This window comes from Corynebacterium sp. (assembly GCF_022712195.1).
Classification (GTDB): Bacteria; Actinomycetota; Actinomycetes; order Mycobacteriales; family Mycobacteriaceae; genus Corynebacterium.
This window is the reverse complement of sequence record NZ_JALAGY010000072.1, coordinates 1-22,525: the sequence shown is the minus strand read 5'-3', so window position 1 is coordinate 22,525 and position 22,525 is coordinate 1. Positions and strand designations below refer to the sequence as shown.

The following is a 22,525-nucleotide window of genomic DNA, read 5'->3' as shown; positions in this document are numbered from 1 at the left end:
GGGTGGGGTCGGGGGTGTGGGGTTACGTGGTCGGTCCGGTCGGCGGGTGCCACAGGAGAGGGCAACCGGTATCGATTCAGATCTATTCCCGGAACCTCCCCGCCGTCTCCGGGGAGATTTCACTGATATCGGGATAACGGTCTATCCCCGGGTGTAGGGTATCCGCCGCCCCGCGACCGTCAGAGCGACCGGCATTGCCGTATTATCGCGATAGTAGATGCCCGAGCGGCACCCTTCCACACGAAGGCATCACCACAGAACGAGACGAATAATCGCAGGTGCGCCCGTCCGCGTCCCTCACCATGGGGGCAACCGACGCGTCGCTGCACTGACTATCGAAGAGGGAGACACCGGCCCATGGCCAAGATCATCTACACCAGGACAGACGAAGCCCCGCTACTCGCGACGTACTCGTTGAAGCCCGTCATCGAGGCCTTCGCCTCCACGTCCGGCGTCGCCGTCGAGACGCGGGACATCTCCCTGGCCGCCCGGATCCTCTCGGCGTTCAATGACGTCCTCCCTGAGGAGCAGCGCGTCCACGACGCCCTCGCCGAGCTCGGTGAGCTCACCAAGAAGCCGGACGCGAACATCATCAAGCTCCCGAACATCTCCGCGTCGGTGCCCCAGCTCAAGGCCGCGATCAGCGAGCTGCAGGAGCACGGATACGACCTGCCGGACTACCCGGACGAGCCTGCCACGGACGCGGAGAAGGACGCCCGCGCCCGTTACGACTCCGTCAAGGGCTCCGCGGTGAACCCCGTCCTGCGTGAGGGCAACTCCGACCGGCGCGCACCGAAGGCCGTGAAGAACTTCGCCCGCAAGCACCCGCACCACATGGGCGAATGGTCCGCGGACTCGAAGACGAACGTGTCCACCATGTCCGACGGGGACTTCCGCCACAACGAGCAGTCCGTCATCATCGACGGCGACGACACCCTCACCATCCGTCTCGTGGGCGCCGACGGGACGACGACCGTCCTCAAGGACGGCCTGGAGGTCCTGGACAAGGAGATCGTCGACGCGACGGTCCTGCGGGCCCGGGAGCTCGACGAGTTCCTCAAGGCGCAGGTCGCCCGCGCCAAGGAGGAGGGCATCCTCTTCTCCGCGCACCTCAAGGCCACCATGATGAAGGTCTCCGACCCGATCATCTTCGGCCACGTGGTGCGCGCCTACTTCTCCGACGTCTTCGAGAAGTACGGCGCCACCCTGCTGTCCAGGGGACTCAACGGCGAGAACGGCCTCGCCGCCATCTACTCCGGTCTCGAGGACTACGCCGACAAGATCGGCGACGACCTGGCGGCCGAGATCCGCGAGGCCTTCGACCGGGCTCTGGAGGAGGGCCCCGACCTGGCCATGGTGAACTCCCAGAAGGGCATCACCGGCCTGCACGTGCCGTCCGACATCATCGTCGACGCCTCCATGCCCGCCATGATCCGCAGCGGCGGACACATGTGGAACAAGGACGACCGAGAGCAGGACGCCCTCGCCGTCATCCCCGACTCCTCCTACGCCGGTGTCTTTCAGACCGTCATCGAGGACTGCCGCAAGAACGGCGCCTTCGACCCGACCACCATGGGCACCGTCCCGAACGTCGGCCTGATGGCGCAGAAGGCCGAGGAGTACGGCTCCCACGACAAGACCTTCCGCATCGAGTCCGAGGGCACCGTCGAGGTCGTGGACTCCTCCGGCGAGGTGCTCATGTCCCACACCGTCTCCCCCGGAGACATCTGGCGCGCCTGCCAGGCCAAGGACGTGCCGATCCGCGACTGGGTGCGGCTCGCCGTCGACCGGGCCCGCAAGACCGGCGCCCCGGCCGTGTTCTGGCTCGACCCGGAGCGCGCCCACGACCGCAACATCACCGCCAAGGTCGAGGAGTACCTCAAGGACACCGGGCTCGTCGGCGACACCGAGGGCCTGGACATCCGCATCCTCTCCCCCGAGGAGGCCTGCCAGCTGTCCGTCGACCGCATCCGTGCCGGCGAGGACACCATCTCCGTCTCCGGCAACGTGCTGCGCGACTACCTCACCGACCTCTTCCCCATCATGGAGCTGGGCACCAGCGCCAAGATGCTGTCCATCGTGCCGCTGATCGCCGGCGGCGGACTGTTCGAGACCGGTGCCGGCGGCTCCGCCCCGAAGCACGTGCAGCAGCTCATCGAGGAGGACTACCTGCGCTGGGACTCCCTGGGCGAGTTCCTGGCCCTGGCGGAGTCGCTGCGCAAGCTCGCCGAGACGGACAACAACCCCCGCACCCCGATCCTGGCAGACGCCCTGGACGCCGCCACGGAGCGCATCCTCAACGAGGACCTGTCCCCCGCCCGTGTCGTGGGCGAGATCGACAACCGTGGAAGCCACTACTGGCTGGCACGGTACTGGGCGCTGAACCTCTCCCGGCAGACCGAGGACCCCGAGCTCGCCGAGATCTTCGCCCCGGTGGCCCGGGAGCTGGAGGAGAAGTACGAGACCGTGAAGAAGGAGATGCGCAGCGGTCAGGGCTCCTCGGCCGAGCTGGGCGGATACTACTGGCTGGACGAGGAGAAGACCACGAAGGTCATGCGTCCGTCCGCCACCTTCAACGCCGTGATCGACGGGCTCACCGCGCGCAACTCCTGATGCGCCGGTAGTACCGTCCGGACAGCTCGGTCTACTTGATTCAACGCCGTGACCTGCGGTGTCGACTCAAAGTAGACCGAGCTGTTTGCTGCTCCCCCTCCGGTGGGTTATCGTGTTCCCAGCGAAACGACACACCGACCCCCGAAGGGACCACCACAGATGAGCACCAGGTACGACAACTCCGACTCCGCCTCCTGGGGATTCGCCTCCCGCGCCGTCCACGCCGGCCAGACCGTGGACTCCGACACCGGCGCCCGGAACCAGCCGATCTACCTCACCACCTCCTACGTCTTCGACTCCGCCGAGCACGCCAAGCAGCGCTTCGCCCTCGAGGACCTCGGTCCGGTCTACAGCCGCCTGACCAACCCCACCCAGGAGGCCCTGGAGAACCGCATCGGGTCCCTGGAAGGCGGCGTCCACGCCGTGGCCTTCGCCTCCGGCCAGGCCGCCGAGACCGCCGCGATCCTCAACCTCGCCGGTGCCGGCGACCACATCGTCACCTCCCCACGGCTCTACGGCGGCACGGAGACCCTCTTCGGCGTCACCCTCGCCCGCCTGGGCATCGAGGTCACCTTCGTGGAGGACCCCGACGACCTCGACTCCTGGCAGGCCGCCGTCCAGCCGAACACCAAGGCCTTCTACGGCGAGACCTTCGCCAACCCCCAGGCCGACGTCCTGGACATCCCCGCCGTGGCCGAGGTCGCCCACCGCAACAACGTCCCGCTCATCGTGGACAACACCGTCGCCACCGCCGCCCTGGTGCGTCCCCTGGAACTCGGCGCGGACATCGTCGTGGCCTCCCTGACCAAGTTCTACACCGGCAACGGCTCCGGCCTCGGCGGCATCCTCGTCGACGGCGGCTCCTTCGACTGGACCGTGGAGCGCGACGGCGAGCCGGTCTTCCCCTCCTTCGTCACCCCGGACCCCGCCTACCACGGCCTGAAGTACGCCGACCTCGGTGCCGCCGCCTTCGGCCTGAAGGCCCGGGTCGGCCTGCTGCGTGACACCGGTGCGACGATCTCCGCCTTCAACGCCTGGGTCACCATCCAGGGCCTGGACACCCTCGCCCTGCGCGTACGCAGGCACAACGAGAACGCCGCGGTCGTCGCCGGCTCCCTCGCCGAGAACCCCGCGGTGGCCACCGTGAACTACGCCGGACTGCCGGACTCCCCGTGGTACGCCACCAAGGAGAAGCTGGGTCTGGAGTACACCGGCTCCGTCCTGTCCTTCGACCTCGCCGTCGACGACGTCTGGTCCGACGAGGCCCGCGACAAGGCGTGGGCGTTCATCGACGCCCTGAAGCTGCACTCCAACCTGGCCAACGTCGGCGACGTGCGCTCCCTGGTCGTGCACCCGGCCACCACCACCCACTCGCAGTCCGACCGCGAGGGGCTGACCCGGGCCGGCGTGAACCTCGCGACCGTCCGCCTCTCGGTGGGCATCGAGGACATCGAGGACATCCTCGCCGACCTGCGCCGCGGCTTCGACGCGATCAGCTGAGGCACGCCCCCATGAGCATCGACCCCCGGTCCCTGCCCGCGTCCCACTCCTCGGTGACCGTGCCGATCGGCACCTTCACCACCGAGGCGGGGGTGGACATCCCCGGCGCGGAGCTGCGTCTCTTCGCCTGGTACGAGGGCCCGGCCGAGGAGGCCGTCGCCCGCCCGGTGATCGTCATCGAGCACGCGCTCACCGGCGACGCCGACGCCGCAGACTGGTGGGCCGGCATCATCGGCCCCGGCCTCGCGCTGGACACCCAGCGCTACCTGGTGCTCTGCGCGAACTGCCTGGGGGGCTGCCAGGGCTCCACCGGACCGTCCTCCCCCCACCCCGACGGCGGCCACTGGGGGTCACGCTTCCCCGCCCTGTCGATCCGCGACCTCGTCGCCGCTGAGAAGACGCTGCTCATCGACGTCCTCGGCCTCCGCCGCATCCGCGGTGTGGTCGGGGCGTCCATGGGCGGGGCCCGGGTCCTGGAGTGGACGTTCATGTACCCCGAGGTCGTCGAGGCCGCGCTGCCCGTGGCGGTCTCCGCCCGCGCCTCGGCGTGGCAGATCGGCATCCAGTCCGCCCAGATCCGCTTCATCACCGCCGACCCCTGCTGGCAGGACGGCGACTACCACGGCTCCGGCCGCATCCCCTCCCACGGCCTGGGCCAGGCCCGACGCATCGCGCACCTGACCTACCGCGGCGAACTGGAGCTCGACGAGCGCTTCTCCACCGACCCGCAGCCGGGTGAGAACCCCTACGGCCCCTACCACTCCCCCACGGAGCGCTTCGCCGTGGAGAGCTACCTGGACCGTCAGGCGGAGAAGCTGGAGGCACGGTTCGACGCCGGCAGCTACGTGATCCTCACCGACGCGCTGAACCGGCACGACGTCGGGCGCGGCCGCGGCGGCATGAACGCGGTCCTGGGCTCGTCCCAGGTGCCCACCATGGTCGCCGGCATCGACACCGACATCCTCTACCCGTACCACCAGCAGGAGCACCTCTCCCGCAACCTCGGGGACTTCATCGGCCTGTCGAAGATCACCTCCCCCACCGGGCACGACGGCTTCCTCACCGAGACCCGTCAGATGACGGTCATCCTCGACAAGTTCCTGACCAAGGCGGCGCTGCTCGCACAGCGCTGACCCGGCCGGCGCCGTGGAGGGCACCGGGGGACGGACCACCCGACAAGAAGGCACCGTCCTGTGCACGTCCCCGAGGCCGGGGGCGTACCCAGGACGGTGCCTTCGTCGCGTGCCCCGGGGTCACCCCGCCGTGCCGGGCACGGCGGCCTCCGTCGCCCGGGCGTAGACGGTGTCCCCGACGCTGTCGGACCCCAGTCCCAGCGTGCGTGCGTCCCCGCGGGTGACCTGGGCGGTGAACCGCCGGCCGTTCCCGGCGTCGGTGAGCTCGACCCGCACCTCGAATCCCAGCACCGCCACCCGTTCGACCACCGCCTCACGCACGTCGGTGGCGGCGATCTCGTTGCCGGGCACCTCAGGGTCGGCGTTGCGTCCCAGCCTGATGTCGTGCGGCCGCACCGTGCGTCCAGCCAGCTCGGTGACGTGGCCCAGGAAGGACTGCACGAACGGCGTCTCCGGGGCGTCGTACAGTTCGGTGGGGGTGCCGACCTGCTCGATCCGCCCGTCCCCCATCACGGCGATGCGGTCGGCGACGTCGAGCGCCTCCTCCTGGTCGTGGGTGACGAGCACGGTGGTCACGGTGAACTCCTCGTGCATGTGGCGCAGCCAGGTGCGCAGGTCCTCGCGCACCTTGGCGTCCAGCGCCCCGAACGGTTCGTCCAGCAGCAGGACGCCCGGGTTCGGGGCGAGAGCCCGCGCCAACGCCATCCGCTGCCGCTGGCCGCCGGAGAGCTGCGAGGGGTACCGGGTGTGGTAGCCGGCGAGGCCCACGATCTCGAGCAGCTCGTCGACCCGACGGTCGATCTCCTTCTTCGGCCGTTTACGTACCGACAGCCCGAAGGCCACGTTGTCGCGCACGGTCATGTGCTTGAAGGCGGCGTAGTGCTGGAAGACGAAGCCGATCCCGCGGTCCTGGGGCGACAGGCGGGTCACGTCGGCACCGTCGATGACCACCGCGCCGGAGTCGGGCTGTTCCAGTCCCGCGATGGTGCGCAGCAGGGTGGACTTGCCCGACCCGGACGGCCCCAGCAGCGCGGTGAGGGAGCCCTCGGGGATCTCGAGGGAGACGTCGTCGAGGGCCGTGAAGTCACCGTAGGTCTTCACGGCGTGGGAGACGGAGATAGCCATTTAGGTAACCTTCTTCTTCTGCAGCAGGGTCATGACGACCAGGACGATCACCGAGACGATCATCAGCAGGGTCGCCGCGGCGTACGCGCCGTAGACGTTGTTGTCGTCGAGGTAGCGGGCGTGCACCAGCAGGGTCAGGGTCTGCCCGCCCCCGGCGAACCCCGAGGCGACCATGATCACCGCGCCGAACTCCCCGAGGGCGCGGGCGACGGTCAGCACGATGCCGTAGGACAGGCCCCACCGGATCGACGGGAGGGTGATGCGGCGGAACGTCTGCCAGGGGGACGCCCCCAGGGTGGACGCCGCCTGCTCCTGCTCGGTGCCGATCTCACGCAGCACCGGCTCCACCTCCCGGACGATGAACGGGAGTGTGACGAACACGGTGGCCAGCACCATGCCGGGCAGGCCGAAGATCACCCGGAAGCCGAGGTCCTCCACTCCGCCGAACCAGCCGTCGGTGCCCCACAGCATGATCAGGGCGACACCGACGATCACCGGCGACACGGCGAAGGGCAGGTCCACGACCGCCTGCACCAGTGCCTTGCCGGGGAACCTCCCCCGCACCAGTCCGAGGGCGACGACGATGCCGAAGACCACGTTGAGCGGGACGGTGACCGCCACGATGAGCAGCGAGGTCTGCAGGGCCGACACCGCCGCAGGGGTGGTGATCCACTCCAGGAACTGCCCGAGACCGGGCTCGGCGGTGCGCCACAGGATGGTGCCGACCGGCAGTGCGACGAGGACCGCCAGGTAGACCAGGGCGAGGGTGCGCAGTGTCAGGACACTGGTCTTCGACTGTGTCACGCGTCCTGCTCCTTCCGTGTGCTGCGTTCCCCGACGAGACGGAGGACGAGGAGGACGATGAAGGTGATGGCCAGGAGGGTCACGGAGACCGCTGCGGCGGCGGACGGGACGTCCGACTCGATCTGCTCCTGGATGTACTGGGAGGCGACCTGGGTCTCGCCGGGGACGTTCCCGCCGATGAGCACCACCGAGCCGTACTCGCCGATCGCCCGGGCGAAGGCGAGGCCCGTCCCGGAGAGCACCGCGGGCCACAGGGCCGGCAGGATGATCCGGCGGAAGATCGTGGCGTTCGACGCCCCCAACGACGCCGCGGCCTCCTCGACGTCGTGGTCGAGCTCGATGAGCACGGGCTGCACCGAGCGCACGACGAAGGGGAGGGTGACGAACGCCAGCGCGATGACCAGGGCGGGCTGCGTGGCATTGAGGGTGATGTTCATCGGGCTGTCCGGCCCGTACAGGCTGAGCAGCACCAGGGAGGCGACGATGGTGGGCAGGGCGAACGGCAGGTCGATGACCGCGTCCACGATCCGCTTCCCGGGGAAGTCGTCGCGCACCAGCACCCAGGCGATCAGGGTGCCGGTGACCATGTTGATCAGTGCCACCACGAGGGAGACCTTCGCGGTCACCCACAGGGTGTCCCGGGCTCCCTGGGCGGTCACCGCGTCCAGGAACCCGCCGATCCCCCCGGAGAACGCCTCCGTGGTCAGGGCGATCAACGGGAGCAGCACGATGACGGACAGCCACAGGGTGGCCGTGCCCATGCTGAGTTTCGTCCTTCTCGCACCCATTCTCACACCGCCTTGTAGATCGTCGTGATGGCGCCGTCGGTCCCGCCGCTGCCGGGACTCGCACGCTTGAACAGCACCGAGTCGACGATGTCCCAGTCGGCCACGTCCCCGTCCGGATCCAGGTCCGGGTCCATGTCCCGGAAGGCGTCGGCGAGTTCGTCGATGGTGTGCACCGTGTCCAGCGGCCGGAAGGCCCCGCGTTGCTCCGCCGGCAGGGTGTCGATGACGTCCGTGGAGTCGCTGAACAGGTCCGGCCCGGGCCGGAACCCCTCGGAGGCCCACAGTCTCTCCGCCTCCGGGGTGAACAGGTAGTCGCGGAACTGCGTGGCCTTCGCCATGTCGCCGTCCGGGCCCCCGGAGGTGTCCACGACCGCGACGGGGTTCTCGATGCGGAAGGTGTCGACCGGGACGGTGTAGTCGATCCGCGCGCCGTGGCGGTCCAGTTCGATCGCCTCGTTCTCGTAGGACAGCAGGACGTCGCCCTGGCCGCCCTCGAAGGCGGAGGTCGCCTCACGTCCGGACTTCGGCCGGACGGTGAAGTGCTCGCCGACCAGGCGGGTGAGTTTGTCGAGCGCCTCGGAGTGGGCGGTCGCGGTGTCGGCCCCGCCGTCGCGCGCCTGGAAGAACCAGCTGGCGTAGGGGGCGAGCAGGTTCCACTTCGCCGACCCGGAACTGGCCGGGTTCGGGCTGATGACCTCGATGCCCGGTGCCAGCAGGTCGTCCCAGCTCTCCAGCCCGTGCGGGTTGCCCTCCCGGGTGACGAAGGAGACGACGGAGCCGAAGGGCACCGACCGGCCGGACTCGTCGCCGGGCACGCCCTCCCGCCAGTCGTCCGCGACAAGACCGCCGTCGACGAGCCGGGTGACGTCAGGCTCGACGGAGAAGTTCACGATGTCGGTGGGCAGGTGCCGGGCGACCTTGCGCGACTGGTCCCCGGAGGCGCCGTAGCTCTCCGCGAAACCGGTGTCGCGCCCGTCCGGGGTGTCCCGGAATCCGCGGATGACGGCCTCGAACCCTGGCTTGGGGACGGCGTAGGCGACCAGGTTCAGCCGCTCGTCACCGGAGGAGACGTCGACGACGTCCGGGTCGTCGACGGTGCCCCCGGGCAGGGTGAACACGGCGGCGACGGCCACCAGGCCGGCACCGACGAGTACCGCCCCCAGGTTGGGTTTGAACGCCACGTCGCTGTCCTCTCCTCCGCACAGACTGCTCTGTCTACTACGCAGGAGACACTATCGGGCCGCCGTGTCCACGCCGCAGAATTCGATTCACGGCGAATGGAATCATGCCGGCAGGGCGGGAAACTCGGGTAGCACGTGCTCGGCGAGCTCACCCAGCATCTCCCCCACCGTCCGCGTCCTGCTCCGGAGCTGCAGCGACACGTGGTTGACCCCCATCTCCCGCTGCGAGGACAGGATCTCCAGCAACCCGGCGCGCCCCGTGCGGTAACCGAAGTCGGCGCCCTCCACCGGCAGGTCGGGGTCCTCCGCGAGATCGACCCACATCGACTCGGCGAAAGGACGGAAGACCCCGTCACAGGCCGCCCGCCACCGGTCCACCATCACCCTCTGCCTCGGCAGGGCCCGGTGGTAGGTGATCCACCCGTCGCCGTGGGCGGCGTTATAGTCCATGTTCTGCTGGCACGACCCCGTCGGCAGCACCGGCACCCGGCCCACCGTCGGCTTCGGGACGACGTCCGCCCCGCCCATCCTGCCCCGCGACCAGCGCACCGGCCGCCCCGTGGACGCCCAGCCGGCCTCCAGGACCTCCAGGTGCTCACGGAACACCGCGGCCCGCTCCCCCTTCTCCATGCCGAAGGCCGGGAACTCCTCCGGGCGGTCACCGCTGGCCACCCCCATGAGAAACCGTCCGCCGCTGAGCCGGTCCAGTCCCGCGGACCGTTTCGCCAGCAGCAGGGGGTGCGCCAGGGGCAGCACCACCGCGGCCGTGCCGAGTGCGATGCCCCCGGTCTGCGCCGCCAACCAGGCGAGGTACATGAACGGGTCGTGGACCTGCCCGACGTCACCGAAGGTGTCCACACGCAGGGGGATGTCCCGGGCCCACACCGCGGCGACCCCGGCCTGCTCCGCGGCCTGGACGAGCGCGACCTGGCGGGCGAGCCCGTCAGCGTCGCCGCCGTTGACGGCGTCGGTGGAGCCGGCCCCCACGGGCAGTGCAAGCCCCAGGGTCAGTTCCCCCTCGGCGAAGGTCCGGCGCATCCCCGGCAGGTCGGCGACCGCCCCCGGGCCCGTCACCCCCTCAGCTCCCCAGCGAGTCCACCGACACCGCCACCAGCAGCATCGACGCACCGACGACGAGACAGAACACCGAGTCGAATTTCCGCGAGCGGACGGAGAGCACCCCCAGGATCTCACCGTCGACCACCCAGCGCAGCGCGCCGAGGACGAGCATGCCCGTGCCCACGGTGACGGTCCCCCGACGCCACCGGTCCGCCACGAGGAACGCCAGACCCACGACCATCACCAGCACGAAACCGATGACTAGCAGCATCTGCAGGGTCTGGTTCACCCGCGAGTGGGGCACCCGGGCGTCGTGCGGGTTGCGCAGCAGTGTGCGGCGCTCAGCCGGCGTCAGTTCGACGAGATCCGCTCTGTCGTCGGCACCGTCGGCGCCGTCTGCACCGCCTGTGCCGCGGCCGGCGTCCCCGCCACTCACACCAGCCGCTCCGCGCGTTCCACGACATTGTGGATGAGGAAGGCGCGCGTCAGCGGGCCCACACCACCGGGGTTCGGCGACACCGCACCGGCGACACCCCACACGTCCGGGTGGACGTCACCGGCGAGCTTCCCGTCGACCCGCGACACCCCCACGTCGAGCACGGCGGCGCCGGGCTTGACCATGTCGGCGGTGAGCATGTGCGGCTTACCCGCGGCGGCGACGATGATGTCGGCGTCGCGGGTCTCCTTGACCAGGTCCTTCGTCCCGGTGTGGCACAGCACCACCGTGGAGTTCTCCGAACGGCGGGTCAGCATCAGCCCGATGGGACGCCCCACGGTGACCCCACGCCCGATGACCACAGCCTTGGCCCCGTCGAGCTCCACCCCGTAGCGGCGCAGCAGGGAGATCGCCCCGTTGGGCGTGCAGGGCAGCGGCGCGGGCTCCATGAGCACCAGCTTGCCGAGGTTCACCGGGTGCAGGCCGTCCGCGTCCTTGGCCGGGTCGATGCGTTCGAGCACCGCGTTCTCGTCGAGATGCCCCGGCAGCGGCAGCTGCACGATGTAGCCGGTGCACCCCGGGTCGGCGTTGAGCTCGTCGATGACGGCGTTGAGCTCCTCCTGGCTGACGTCCGCGGGCAGGTCACGCCGGATGCTGTTCACCCCGATCTGCTCGCAGTCACGGTGCTTCATCTTCACGTAGGAGTGGCTGGCCGGGTCGTCACCGACCAGGACGGTGGCCAGACCCGGTGTGACCCCCTTCTCCTTCAGTGCCGCCACACGACGGGTGAGGTCCTCGACGATCTCGTCGCGGTAGAGCTTCCCGTCCAGGGTGGTGGCGGTGGTGGCGGTGTCAGTCATCTCAGTCACCCCACCAGTATGGCACCCTCAGCGTCCGCCCGGGAACCCCGCCTGCCGCCACGCCTCGTACGCGGCCACCGAGGCGGCGTTGGAGAGGTTCATGCTGCGTCTGCCGGGCAGCATCGGGATACGCACCTGCCGGGTGATCCTGGGGTCGGCCAGCGCCTCCCCGGTGAGACCGGTGGGTTCGGTGCCGAAGAGCAGGACGTCCCCCCGCCGGTAGTCGATGTCGGTGTACCAGGTGCCGGCGTGGGTGGTGAAGGCGAACACCCGCGTCCCCGCCGCCGCTGCGTCCTCTGCGTCCTCTGCGTCCCCTGCGTCCTCTGCGGGTCCGGCCAACTCGGTCAGCGCCGCGTCCAGCGAGGGGTGGACGTGCACGTCCGCCAGGTCGTGGTAGTCCAGTCCCGCCCGCCTGAGGTGCTTGTCGTCGAAGTTGAAGCCCAACGGTTCGGCGAGGTGCAGGGTCGCACCGGTCCCGGCGCACAGGCGGATCGCGCTGCCGGTGTTGCCGGGGATCGCCGGATGCTCGAAGAGGATGTGGCAGTAGGGCCCGGACCCGGGCGCGTCGCTCCCGTTGCTCCCGTCGCTCACTGTTCCCACCACGCCTTCAGCGCGCGGGTGAACCAGACGATGTCGTGCACCCCGGCCATCTCCCGGGCGGAGTGCATCGACAGCAGCGGCACCCCGACGTCCACGGTGGGGATGCCGAGCCTGGTCGCCGTGACCGGGCCGATCGTCGACCCGCACGGCACGTCGTTGTTGCCCACGAAGACCTGGTCCGGTACACCGGCGGCACGGCACGCCGCCCGCCACTGCGCCGACGTGGTGGCGTCGGAGGCGTAGCGCTGGTTGGCGTTGACCTTGAGCACCGGGCCACCGTTGACCACCGGGCGGTGCACCGGGTCGTGTTTCCCCGCGTAGTTGGGGTGGACCGAGTGCGCGGCGTCGGCGGAGACGCAGGACGACCGGGCGAACATCGCCCGGGTCTCCTCCGCGTCCGCCCCCAGCGCCGCGGCGGTGCGGGTGAGCACGTCCTCCAGCACCGGCCCCGCCGCACCACTGGTCGTCGCACTTCCGACCTCCTCATGGTCGAAGGCCGCGAGCACCGGGATGCCGTCGGTCTCCCCCAGCGCCAGGAATGCCTCCAGGGAGGTGAACACGCTGCTGAGGTTGTCCATGCGGCCTGCGGCGATGAAGTCCTCCCGCGCCCCGAACACCTCCCCGCGCTGGGCGTCGACCGTGATCAGGTCATGGGCCAGGATGTCCCCGGCCGACACTCCCCCGACACCCCCGACGGCGAGGGCGTCCGCGAGGACCTCACCGATCGTCGGCGCACCCTCCCCGACGGCGAACACCGGCTGCATGTGCTGCTGACGGTCCAGGGTGAGGCCGTTGTTGACCGAACGGTCCAGGTGGATCGCCAGGTGCGGTACCCGCAGCACCGGCCCGGTGCGTACCAGGTGCTCCGAGCCGTCGGCCAGCACGACCCGTCCCGCCAGGCGCAGTTCCCGGTCCAGCCAGGCCGGCAGGACCGCCCCGCCGTAGACCTCCACCGCGGCCTGACGCCAGCCGCCGGGGCCGGTGACGTCACCGCACGGCTTGAGCTTCAGCCCCGGCGAATCGGTGTGGGAGCCCACGATCCGGAACCTCCGAGCCCTCTCCGCCGCCGTGCCGTCTGTGCCGCCGGTACCACCGGTGCCGCCGGTGCCGCCGCTCGCCGGGATCCGCCAGGCCAGCACCGCTCCGCCACGCACGATGTAGTGCCCGCCGGGCGACGCGTCCCACCGGTCCTTCTCGTCCTGCCGGAGGAATCCGGCGGCGTCCAGTCGCGACGCGACCTCCGCAGCGGCGTGGTAGCTGCTGGGGGCGGCGTCGATGAAGTCGATGAACTCGCTGATCTCACTGATGTCGCTGTTGTCGCTGATGTCGCTGTTGTCGCTGTTGTCGGAGCCGGTCATGGGGACCAGTTAACCACCCGGCCGCGCCGCCGTCTCAGGGGGACGGCGCGACCCCGCACTCCCGCAGGAAGGACACCATCCGCCCGGCGATCCGCCGACGGTTCACCGCCTTGACGAACTCGTGGCCCTCGTCCTCCATCACCAGTTCACCGGTGGGCACCCCACGGGCGTCCAGGGCCGCCTTCATCTGCCGGTACTCGCTCGGCGGCACGTTCGTGTCGTTGGCGCCGTGGATGAACAGCACCGGGGTACGCACCCGGTCCGCCCGGTGCAGCGGGGAGACCTCGCGCAGCAGCTCGTCGTCCTGGATGGGGTAGCCGTACTTCGGGTACGCCGCGCTGGCGATCCAGGGTTCGGTGTCCCGGTAGAACGTCTCCAGGTCGCTCATCCCGCACGCGCACACCGCCGCACGGAAGAGAGAGGGGAACCACGTGACCCCGATGTTCGTCAGGTAGCCGCCGTAGGACCGGCCGCTGATCGCCAGCCGCGCCGGGTCCGCCACCCCCGCAGACACGAGGAACCGCACACAGTCCTCCAGGTCGTCGATGCCTGCGAACCTGCCGTACCGGTTGTCGGCGTGCATGAACGTCCGCCCGCCGCCGAAGGAGCCGCGCACATTCGGGGTGAACACGGTGATCCCCGCGTCGATGACCTCCCGCAGCACGTCATGGTGCTCCGGACGCGACTGCCCCTCCGGACCGCCGTGGAAGTGCAGCAGGACCGGTCGACGGCCACCGGCGGGGGTGAACTCCGGGTTCGCGCCACGGTACAGCCAGCCGGACAGCTCAACCCCGTCCCGGGCCGCGAAGTGCAGCAGCTGGGGCTGCTGCACCTCCGCCAGCAGCGGACGGTCCGGGCCCGCGGCCGCCGGGTGAAGGGCGGCCACGTCACCGCTGCGGCAGTCCACCAGGTGCACCGCCGGCGGGACGTCGGGGCTCTCCACCGACAACGCCAGCTGCCTGCCGTCGCCGGTGAGGGTGAGCCCGCGGCCCACCATGCCCGGCAGCCGGACAGACCGGCGCGCCGTCACCCGGTGGTCGTCGTCGAGGAGGAGCACCTCCAGGGCGGAGACCCCGTCATGGTTCCACAGCACCGCGGCGGTGGTGCGGTCCCCGCTGACGACGAACTCGTCGACGTCGGCGGTGGGGTGGCCGATCAGTTCACGCCGCGACAACACCCCGTCCCGCTCGCGGATCCGCGTGACCCGCCGCCGGTCCGCCCCGTGGTCGCCGACGACCAGCAGCACCGGCGGTCCGTCGTCCTGCGGCGGGAGGATGTGGCCGTCGTCGGTGGTCGAACCGGGCTGCGGCGGCAGTACAGGGCGCCAGGAGCCGTCAGGGCGGATCAGCAGCAGTTCACGGTTCCCCCGGGGGCCGACACGCATCAGCGCGTACCCGCTCTCGGCGGCGACGAGTTTGCCGTCGGACCGGCGGTCCACCACCTCGGTACGGCCGGTCTCCGGGTCGAACCGGCGCCCCTCGGCCACCCCGTCGGACCCCACGGCGTCCACGGCGAGCACCCGGTTGTCCCACTCCACCACGGAGGTCTTCGCGTCACCGCTGTCACGGACCAGGACCGCCGAGGGGTCCGCGGGGTCACTGGAGACCAGCCAGATCTCGTTGCGCTCGGTGCCCAGGGGCGCCACCTCCACCGCCAGCCAGCGGCCGTCCGGGGAGTAGCGGACGGACACCGCCGGTCCTTCCGTCGGGATCACCACCGGGCGCTCCCCGCCGGTTAACCGGGACTGCATGGCCCGGGGCGAGACACCGTCGTGCATCACGTAGGCGATGGCGGAACCGTCGGGCGCGAGGCTGGGGGCGTAGGTGTGTCTCACTGCATCTCCCCCGACATCCCGCCCTCTACACTTTCCGTGAGTATCCAGGTGTCCTTCCCGCCGCCGCCACGCGAGGAGTTCACGATCATCGACCCGGCCGGCGCCACGCGGGTCAGGGCCGCCGGCACAGTCAACGCCTCCACGTCCGTCCCCGGGCCGTCGGGTTGCCGCAGATGCGAGAACATCCGCAGGTCCACGTGACGCCGCTGCACCCCGAAACCGTCGAAGGTCGGCAGGGTCGACAGCCGCACCACCTCCTGGGCGATGAACTGGTCGGGGTGGGTCAGCAGTTCCCGGCGGCGCACCGCCAGCTGCTCCCCGGTGCACTCCGGCCCCACGGTGATCCCCGCCCCGCCGTAACCGTCGATCGGCTTGACGACCAGCTCGCCCAACCGGTCGAGCACCCGGTCACGCTGCTCCCGCACCGAGCACAGGTAGGTGGTCACCTGGTCCAGGACAGGGCTCTCACCGAGGTAGAAGTCGATCATCTCCGGCACCCGCGCGTAGATGGCCTTGTCGTCGGCGACACCGTTGCCCAGGGCGTTCGCCACCGCGACGGTCCCCGCGGCGAGCACCTCCTGGAAAGGCCCCCGCAGGACGGTCCCGTCGACCCCGGTCGAGGACAGGAACATCTCCTCCTCCATCCGCATGTAGACCACGTCCACGCGGCGACGCCGCGCCCCGGAGACGTCCCACAGGGTGGGCGTCCCGCGGTCGTCGGCGTCGACGAGCAGGTCCCCGGTGGTGCACACGGAGAACCCGCCGACCTCGGCGATGAGGGACTGCTCGGCGTAGGTGCTGTCGTCCGGGCCGGCCGAGGCCACGACGACATGGGCCCGGTCCGGATCCACCCCGGGCGCCGCCGTCCTCAGGGTGGCGCACATCGTCTCCAGTGCCCCGGACGGGTCGACCACCCCGCCGACCTCCCGCTCGGTCGCCTCGAGCATCTCCGGGAAGTGGTGGCTGACCACCTCCCGTGCCGCGAGGGCGAAGGTCAGCCCCGACGGCATGCGCACGTTGTCCTCGAGCACCTGCCACCTCCCGTCGTCGGTGCACACCAGGTCCGCCCCGTTGACGTGGTTGCGTACCCGCCCCGGGGCCACATGACGCCCCACCAGCCGGAACCCCGGGGCCCGCTCCAGGGTGGCCATGTCCACGATCCCGGCCTGCACGATCTCCCGGGCACCGTAGACGTCGTCGAGGAAGGCGTTGAGCGCCCGCATCCGCTGCTCCACACCGGCCGACAGGGTCCGCCACGTCGACGCGTCGATGATCCGTGGCATCGGGTCGACCGGGAACACCAGGTGCCGGTCGGTGCCGCTGGCGCGGAAGGTGACACCACGGTCGGTGAGTTCCTCCTCCGACTCCCGCAGTCGCGCGCGCAGCCGCAGCGCACCGATCCTGCCCATCGCCTCCAGCGCCGGGGCGGAGGCAGGCCGGGGCGCCCCCGAGGCGTCGACCGCCTCGTCCCAGAAGGCCTCCCCCGGGAACGCTCCGCGGCCACGGCCCAGTGACCTGCCCAGTGACCGGCCCAGATCGTCCACCACACTGGGTTCGTAGGCCGCCAGCCCCAGCGGTGAACTCGGGGTGGCGTCCTCCAGGCCGACGGTGTCGAGGGTCTCGGCGACGAGCAGCCCGACGACATCGTCGGTACGGCCCCGGCGGCGCAACGCGCGCCGCTGACGGTAGGCCCCCGACCCGGCGCGGAGGATCGACCGGAGGGTGTCACTGACCCGCCCCCGGTCCTCCCCGAGATCGTCGGTGAGCAGTGCCAGCAGGGCGACGACGACGTCCCCGGCCGGCCTCGGCCCGGGGTCGTCGGGGTCGTCGGGGTCGAGCAGGTCGCCCTCCATCCCCGAGCGGGCCGCCTTCCACGTCGCCGCGCGCTGCCGCAGGGCCGGCAACGGCGGGGTGGGGGCGCCGCTACGCACCAGGGCGCTCTCGCGGCGCACGAGCGCCCGGCACAGTGCGACGATCACCTCCACCGTCGCCGTCGAGGACGACGCGTCACACAACCGGATCTCGACCGCCCCCTCCGCCCCCACGGCGGGACGGACGTCGTAGTGCATCATGCCGGGCCCCGACACCACACCGGTGCGCCGAAGGAAGCTGATGTCCCGGTGGTACTCCTCCAGGGACAGCGCGTCCGGGTACGCTCCCACGGCGGGCCCCCGGGGCCGCTGCAGGGCACGGGAACTGGCGTACCCGGTGTCCTCGCCCCCGTCATCGAACGGGGAGGACGCGCTGAGCGCCAGCAGCGCCGGGAGATGCCGGGACACACCCCGGCACACCGCCGTCACCTCCGCGCCGCCGCAGTCGACCGCGACCCGCAGACCCCCGGTGGAGTGCACGCCCCGACGTGGCCACGGCACGACGCCGGCGGCCAGAGGTGCACAGTCGCCCTCCGCCTCCGCCGCGGCACGGGCCACCAGCGCCCGGTTGCCGCGCACCTCCGACATCACCCCGTCCACGTCCGGGTGGAAGGCGGTCCGGGAGACCAGCCGCGCCGGGTCACACTGCGTGGAGAACCTCACAGGGTCCGTCACAGGGGCCGTCCCAGGGTCCGTCAGAGACCTCACCACCACCGCGGCACAGGAGGCGGGCGCACGGACGGCCCGGTCGACGAGATGCAGATCCTCTTCCACTCTCACGGAGGTGCCCATGGCGCCACGCTAGCCGAGAGGTATAACAGATGCATGAGTACTCCAACCCCCACGCCTCCCGGGGCGTCCCCGGCGCTCACCCCTGACCGGCTCACCGCGCTGCGCGACGCCGCCGCCGGTGACCGGGCCCTGCGCATCGCCCGCAACGCCGTCACCGCGGCGGACGTCAACGCCGTCGCCCTCAACCGCGACGCCGTCGTCGCCCTGGACCCCACCACCGAAGTGAAGCTCGACACCCTCGGGGTCAGTGACCAGAAGCAGTCGGGACGGTGCTGGATGTTCGCCGCCTACAACGTCTTCCGCCACCGGGTGGCCGAGCGACTCGGCGTCAAGGAGTTCGAGTTCTCGCACACCTACCTGCAGTTCCACGACAAGATCGAGAAGTCGAACCACGTGCTGCGGACGTTGGAGACGCTGTTCCGCGAGGGGGTGACCGACCTCGACGACCGCACCGTCGCCGCCCTGCTGCAGGCGCCGGCGTCCGACGGCGGGCAGTGGAACTACTTCACCAACCTCGTGGCGAAGTACGGCGTCGTGCCGTCCTACGCCATGCCGGAGACCTTCGCCTCGGGACGGACACCGCAGCTCGACGGCCGCCTGCGCACGGTCCTGCGCCGCGGTGCGCTGCGCCTGCGCGACGCCGTCACCGCCGGCGACGGCACTTCGGAGACGACGGAGGCCACCGAGGCCACCGAGGCCACCGAGAAGGTGATCGCCGAGACCCTCGCCGACGCCCACCGGGTCACCGCCGTGCACCTGGGCCTGCCGCCCACGGAGTTCACCTGGCAGTACCGCGACTCCGACAACGGGTTCCACCGGGGTGGCACGTACACCCCGCAGCAGTTCGCCGCCGAGATGCTCCCCGACGACCTCGACAGCTACGTCAGCGTCGTCCACGACCCCCGGCACCCCGAGGGCCGGGCGTTCAGCGTCACCCACGAGAACAACGTGTGGGGCACCCGGGACTTCAGCTACGTCACCGCCGGCGTCGACACCCTGCGCCGCCTGGTCACCGACAGTCTCGACGCCGGCGAACCGGTGTGGTTCGCCTGCGACGTCAACCGGCAGTTCGTCCCCACCACCGGGGTGTGGGACGCCGAACTGCTCGAACTCGACGCCCTCTACGGCACCGACACCGCCACCACCAAGGCCGAGCAGATGGCCACCGCCGAATCGCGGCTGACCCACGGCATGGTCTTCACCGGGTACGACCGCTCCCCCGCAGGTGAGCTGCGCTGGCGCGTGGAGAACTCCTGGGGCACGAAGAGCCACGCCCAGCACACCGACCTCGCCGGCGACGGCTACGGCACCATGGCCGACAACTGGTTCGCCGACAACGTCTTCCAGGTGGTCGTCCCCCGGCGGCGACTCACCGGCCCGACCGGTTCCTCCGACCCCTCCGGCTCCGCCGACTTCACCGACGCTCTGGCCGCCCTCGACCGCGGCGACACCACTGACCTTCCGATCTGGGATGCGATGGCCTGATGACTACTGCAACGACCGTGACCACCGGACTCGACCCCCGTCAGCTCGCCGACCTCGGCGACCGGCTGCGGGCCGACCCGTCCTTCCGCATGGCGCGCAACGCCGCGACCGCCGCCAACGTCGAGACCGTCACCCTCGACCGCGACGTCCTGGCCACCACCGACAGCACCACCTCGGTGAAGCTGGACTCCTGGTCCGTCGCCGACCAGAAGAAGTCCGGACGCTGCTGGATCTTCGCCGGGCTCAACGCCCTGCGCGGCGGCACCGGCGGTGTCATCCACGCCACCGGCGTCAAGGACCTCGAGCTCTCCCAGACCTACCTGCACTACTGGGACAAGCTGGAGAAGGCCAACCACTTCCTCGGCGCCATGGCCGGCCTGGTCGACCGGGACATCGACGACCGCACCGTCCAGCACCTGCTCGCCGACCCGGTGGAGGACGGCGGGCAGTGGAACATGTTCGTCGCCCTCGTCGAGAAGTACGGCGCCGTCCCCAAGTACGCGATGCCCGAGACCCGCTCGTCCTCCGACACCCGGGCGATGAACCGCGACCTGGGCACCGCACTGCGCGCCGGGGCGGCCCGGATGCGGCAGGCATGGAGCGCCGGCGACCCGGGTGCGGTCGAGGCCGTGCACCACGACACCCTCGATGACGTCCACCGCATCCTCACCGTGCACCTGGGCACCCCGCCGGAACGGTTCGTCTGGCAGTACCGGGACCGGGACGACGAGTTCCACCGCATCGGCGAGATGACCCCGCGGGACTTCGCCGCCGAGTACCTCCCCACCGACCTGGACGAGTACGTCTGCGTGGTCGACGACCCCCGCCGGACCTCCCCGAGGGGCGGGCTGTTCACCGTGGAGCACCTGGGCAACGTCGTCGGCGGTGCCCCGGTGACCTACGTCAACGCGCCGGTCGAGGTGATCAAGGCCGCGGTGCTGGAGTCCCTGCAGGACGGCCGCCCGGTGTGGTTCGGGTGCGACACCGCCGCACAGTCCCACCGTGACCGCGGCATCTGGGACGCCCACCTCCACGACTACGAGGGCTTCTACGGTGTGGACCTGGACCTGACGAAGGAGGAGCGGCTGCTGACCGGCGAGTCACAGATGACGCACGCCATGGTCTTCACCGGCGTCGACATCGACAACGACGGCCGCCCCGTGCGCTGGCGCGTGGAGAACTCCTGGGGCCCGAAGGCCGCGGAGAAGGGCTTCTGGACCATGAACGACAACTGGTTCGACGAGTACGTCTTCGAGATCGCCGTGCACCGCGACCGGCTCCCGCAGGAGTACCGGGCGGCGCTGGACACGACCCCGACCGTGCTGCCGGCCTGGGACCCGATGGGCGCCCTGGCCCACTAGGTGCATCTCCCGTAGGTGCACTACCCGGGGACAACCTGCCCCCTCCCCCTCTCCGGGCCCGTCAGGTGAGCTGGTGGCCGGAGAGGAAGGCCCACACCTCGGTGGTGGCGTCCAGCGAGTAGGACGTCGCCTCCGCCGAGTCCGACGCCGCACCCGAGGCACCGGAGGCGTCTCCCGGCCAGGTGTGGCCGCCGTCGCCGACCCGCAGGTGCACCACCGACGTCCCCGGCGAGCACATCGGCCACTGCTGACGCCGGACGTCGCCCGCCAGCGCCGTGGTCACCGGCGTGCTCTGGCAGTGGTTCCGGCTGGCGACGTCCTCCACCAGGTCACGGGCCGCCATGTAGGTGCCGCCGTGACGCGAGCCGCCCTGGTAGTCGATCGTCTCGTCCTTCGTCCCGTGGATCTCCAGGAAGGACGGTGCACGGCCGGCGTCCTCCACGCAGTTCGTCCGCGTCCCGCTGTAGTACGCCCCGGCGACGGAGGCGACGGCGGCGAACAGCCGGGGTTCACGACACGCCAGCTTGGCGACCATGCCGCCGCCGTTGGACATGCCGGCGGCGTAGACCCGGGACCGGTCGACGTTGTAGGTCGTGTTCAGCGCGGCGAGCATGTCGCGGGTGAAACGGATGTCCTCGCCGTCCTTCGTCCGGGCGTACGGGGCGCCCTCCCAGGCGTTGCCGATCCCCTGCATCGACACGGTGATCACCTGCTCCTTGTCGAAGCCGGCGTAGTCGTGGAACCCCTGGGCGGTCTCACGGTAGCCGTGGTAGGTCAGCAGCACCGGGTAGGACTTCTCCGGGTCGTAGTCCTTCGGCACCGACAACACACCCTCGCGGGTCCGGTCGCCGCTGCGCAGGGAGACCTTCTTCGAGTTCCCCGGCGCCGGACCGTCCAGGCGCGGGCCGCGGCCCAGGTCCGCCTCCGCCGCGGTGGGCACGATACTCTCCGACGCGGCGACGGCGTTGTCCCTCACCGTCCGCTCCCGGTACTCGCGCAGGGCCTCCGCGTTCTCGCCCGCGGGGGCGTGGCCCACCCACACCAGCGCACCGACCATCACCGTGGCGGTGAGGACCGCCAGCGACCTGCTGATCCGGCGGCGCACGCGGCCCGTCGGCCGCTCGTCGACAGGTTCGCCGGGGCTGCCGGCGCCCCATTCGTCGCCGGTCTGGTCCGGTCGCGGATCAGGGACGGGGCCCGACGTCCGCCGGACCGGGGGAAGGTCTCGGGGCTCCTGCGGGTTGGACTGTTGCACCCCACCATTTCTACTGGTCAGATACCCCAGAATCAACCCTGCCACGCTGCCTGTCCTGTTCTTTCCCCGAATTGTATTGAACGCGACAACAATGACCGTGCCCACCTATAAGCTGAGCGGTATGACGTACTTCACGAGGCGGATGCTGACACGTGCCGCCGCACTGACCACAGCTGCAGCAGTCGCCGTGACGGCGGGACTCACCGGAGCCGCCGCCCAGAGCTCCCACGGTGTCCCGGGCGTGCCGGAGATCACCGACCTGCCCGGGGTGAACTGGCCGCCGCCCGCCGGCGACCCCTCCCCCGACACCGACCCCTTCTACCGTCCGCCGGAGACCCTCCCCGGGCAGCCGGGCGAACTCATCCGGTCCCAGGACGCCCCGCAGCTCCTCGACCTGGCCGGGGACGGCGGACCCGGCAGCGCCGAGAAGATCCTCTACACCTCCACCACCGAGCACGGCGACCGGGTCG

17 protein-coding genes and 1 pseudogene are annotated in these 22,525 nt (G+C 70.7%); 6 read left to right on the top strand and 12 right to left on the bottom strand.

What is annotated here, in order from left to right; translation table 11 throughout:
• The first annotated feature begins 357 nt into the window (after positions 1-357).
• The 3 genes from Q0A34_RS09415 to Q0A34_RS09405 all read left to right on the top strand — a co-directional run bounded on the left by Q0A34_RS09415 (position 358) and on the right by Q0A34_RS09405 (position 5,246).
• Complete coding sequence (locus Q0A34_RS09415) at positions 358-2,613, top strand: NADP-dependent isocitrate dehydrogenase (RefSeq protein ID WP_291479735.1); 2,256 nt, start codon at positions 358-360, stop codon at positions 2,611-2,613.
• 159 nt (positions 2,614-2,772) lie between these two features.
• A complete protein-coding gene (locus Q0A34_RS09410) occupies positions 2,773-4,113 on the top strand; it encodes an O-acetylhomoserine/O-acetylserine sulfhydrylase (RefSeq protein WP_291479734.1) in 1,341 nt (446 codons plus the stop codon).
• Between the two features lie 11 nt (positions 4,114-4,124).
• Positions 4,125-5,246 (top strand): homoserine O-acetyltransferase, encoded by a 1,122-nt coding sequence (locus tag Q0A34_RS09405; RefSeq protein WP_291479733.1) that lies wholly within the window; start codon positions 4,125-4,127, stop codon positions 5,244-5,246.
• A 120-nt stretch (positions 5,247-5,366) separates the two neighbouring features.
• Here the strand turns inward: Q0A34_RS09405 and Q0A34_RS09400 are convergent, their stop codons facing one another.
• The 11 genes from Q0A34_RS09400 to Q0A34_RS09350 form a co-directional block, all read right to left on the bottom strand.
• A complete protein-coding gene (locus Q0A34_RS09400; RefSeq protein ID WP_291479732.1) occupies positions 5,367-6,371 on the bottom strand; it encodes a TOBE-like domain-containing protein in 1,005 nt (334 codons plus the stop codon).
• Complete coding sequence (locus Q0A34_RS09395) at positions 6,372-7,175, bottom strand: sulfate ABC transporter permease subunit (RefSeq protein ID WP_291479731.1); 804 nt, start codon at positions 7,173-7,175, stop codon at positions 6,372-6,374.
• Positions 7,172-7,963 (bottom strand): sulfate ABC transporter permease subunit CysT, encoded by a 792-nt coding sequence (gene cysT / locus Q0A34_RS09390; RefSeq protein WP_291479730.1) that lies wholly within the window; start codon positions 7,961-7,963, stop codon positions 7,172-7,174. The genes Q0A34_RS09395 and cysT overlap by 4 nt, the downstream gene beginning before the upstream one ends.
• A 2-nt stretch (positions 7,964-7,965) precedes the next feature.
• A complete protein-coding gene (locus Q0A34_RS09385; RefSeq protein WP_291479729.1) occupies positions 7,966-9,144 on the bottom strand; it encodes an extracellular solute-binding protein in 1,179 nt (392 codons plus the stop codon).
• Positions 9,145-9,246: 102 nt separating this feature from the next.
• Positions 9,247-10,182, bottom strand: coding sequence for a TIGR03571 family LLM class oxidoreductase (locus Q0A34_RS09380; protein ID WP_291479737.1), 936 nt, complete (start codon positions 10,180-10,182; stop codon positions 9,247-9,249).
• 40 nt (positions 10,183-10,222) lie between these two features.
• Entirely contained in the window at positions 10,223-10,639 is a 417-nt protein-coding gene (locus Q0A34_RS09375; RefSeq protein ID WP_291479728.1) for a DUF3017 domain-containing protein, read from the bottom strand.
• Entirely contained in the window at positions 10,636-11,499 is an 864-nt protein-coding gene (locus Q0A34_RS09370) for a bifunctional methylenetetrahydrofolate dehydrogenase/methenyltetrahydrofolate cyclohydrolase (RefSeq protein ID WP_291479736.1), read from the bottom strand. Before Q0A34_RS09370 ends, Q0A34_RS09375 begins: the two co-directional genes overlap by 4 nt.
• Before the next feature lie 27 nt (positions 11,500-11,526).
• A complete protein-coding gene (locus Q0A34_RS09365) occupies positions 11,527-12,090 on the bottom strand; it encodes a tRNA (cytidine(34)-2'-O)-methyltransferase (protein WP_291479727.1) in 564 nt (187 codons plus the stop codon).
• Entirely contained in the window at positions 12,087-13,457 is a 1,371-nt protein-coding gene (locus Q0A34_RS09360) for a M18 family aminopeptidase (protein WP_291479726.1), read from the bottom strand. The genes Q0A34_RS09365 and Q0A34_RS09360 overlap by 4 nt, the downstream gene beginning before the upstream one ends.
• 34 nt (positions 13,458-13,491) lie before the next feature.
• A complete protein-coding gene (locus Q0A34_RS09355) occupies positions 13,492-15,291 on the bottom strand; it encodes a prolyl oligopeptidase family serine peptidase (protein WP_291479725.1) in 1,800 nt (599 codons plus the stop codon).
• Positions 15,288-17,837, bottom strand: a complete 2,550-nt coding sequence (locus tag Q0A34_RS09350; protein ID WP_291479724.1) for a carboxylate--amine ligase/circularly permuted type 2 ATP-grasp protein — start codon at positions 17,835-17,837, stop codon at positions 15,288-15,290. The genes Q0A34_RS09355 and Q0A34_RS09350 overlap by 4 nt, the downstream gene beginning before the upstream one ends.
• Before the next feature lie 150 nt (positions 17,838-17,987).
• Here Q0A34_RS09350 and Q0A34_RS09345 point away from each other — a divergent pair, with 150 nt between their 5' ends.
• A complete protein-coding gene (locus Q0A34_RS09345; RefSeq protein WP_291479723.1) occupies positions 17,988-19,439 on the top strand; it encodes a C1 family peptidase in 1,452 nt (483 codons plus the stop codon).
• A complete protein-coding gene (locus tag Q0A34_RS09340; protein ID WP_291479722.1) occupies positions 19,439-20,800 on the top strand; it encodes a C1 family peptidase in 1,362 nt (453 codons plus the stop codon). The genes Q0A34_RS09345 and Q0A34_RS09340 overlap by 1 nt, the downstream gene beginning before the upstream one ends.
• Positions 20,801-20,861: 61 nt before the next feature.
• Here the strand turns inward: Q0A34_RS09340 and Q0A34_RS09335 are convergent, their stop codons facing one another.
• Complete coding sequence (locus Q0A34_RS09335) at positions 20,862-22,055, bottom strand: PHB depolymerase family esterase (protein WP_291479721.1); 1,194 nt, start codon at positions 22,053-22,055, stop codon at positions 20,862-20,864.
• A 121-nt stretch (positions 22,056-22,176) separates the two neighbouring features.
• On the opposite strand from Q0A34_RS09335, the pseudogene Q0A34_RS09330 reads away from it, so the two are divergent.
• Positions 22,177-22,525, top strand: a pseudogene (locus Q0A34_RS09330) (lipase); the annotation flags it as partial.

Excerpts from the sequence above, each read along its gene's own strand:
- Q0A34_RS09415 (WP_291479735.1), top strand. The coding sequence starts at position 358 with ATGGCCAAGATCATCTACACCAGGACAGACGAAGCCCCGCTACTCGCG.
- Q0A34_RS09410 (WP_291479734.1), top strand. The coding sequence starts at position 2,773 with ATGAGCACCAGGTACGACAACTCCGACTCCGCCTCCTGGGGATTCGCC.
- Q0A34_RS09405 (WP_291479733.1), top strand. The coding sequence starts at position 4,125 with ATGAGCATCGACCCCCGGTCCCTGCCCGCGTCCCACTCCTCGGTGACC.
- Q0A34_RS09400 (WP_291479732.1), bottom strand. The coding sequence starts at position 6,371 with ATGGCTATCTCCGTCTCCCACGCCGTGAAGACCTACGGTGACTTCACG.
- cysT (WP_291479730.1), bottom strand. The coding sequence starts at position 7,963 with ATGGGTGCGAGAAGGACGAAACTCAGCATGGGCACGGCCACCCTGTGG.
- Q0A34_RS09380 (WP_291479737.1), bottom strand. The coding sequence starts at position 10,182 with ATGCGCCGGACCTTCGCCGAGGGGGAACTGACCCTGGGGCTTGCACTG.
- Q0A34_RS09370 (WP_291479736.1), bottom strand. The coding sequence starts at position 11,499 with ATGACTGACACCGCCACCACCGCCACCACCCTGGACGGGAAGCTCTAC.
- Q0A34_RS09360 (WP_291479726.1), bottom strand. The coding sequence starts at position 13,457 with ATGACCGGCTCCGACAACAGCGACAACAGCGACATCAGCGACAACAGC.
- Q0A34_RS09345 (WP_291479723.1), top strand. The coding sequence starts at position 17,988 with ATGAGTACTCCAACCCCCACGCCTCCCGGGGCGTCCCCGGCGCTCACC.
- Q0A34_RS09340 (WP_291479722.1), top strand. The coding sequence starts at position 19,439 with ATGACTACTGCAACGACCGTGACCACCGGACTCGACCCCCGTCAGCTC.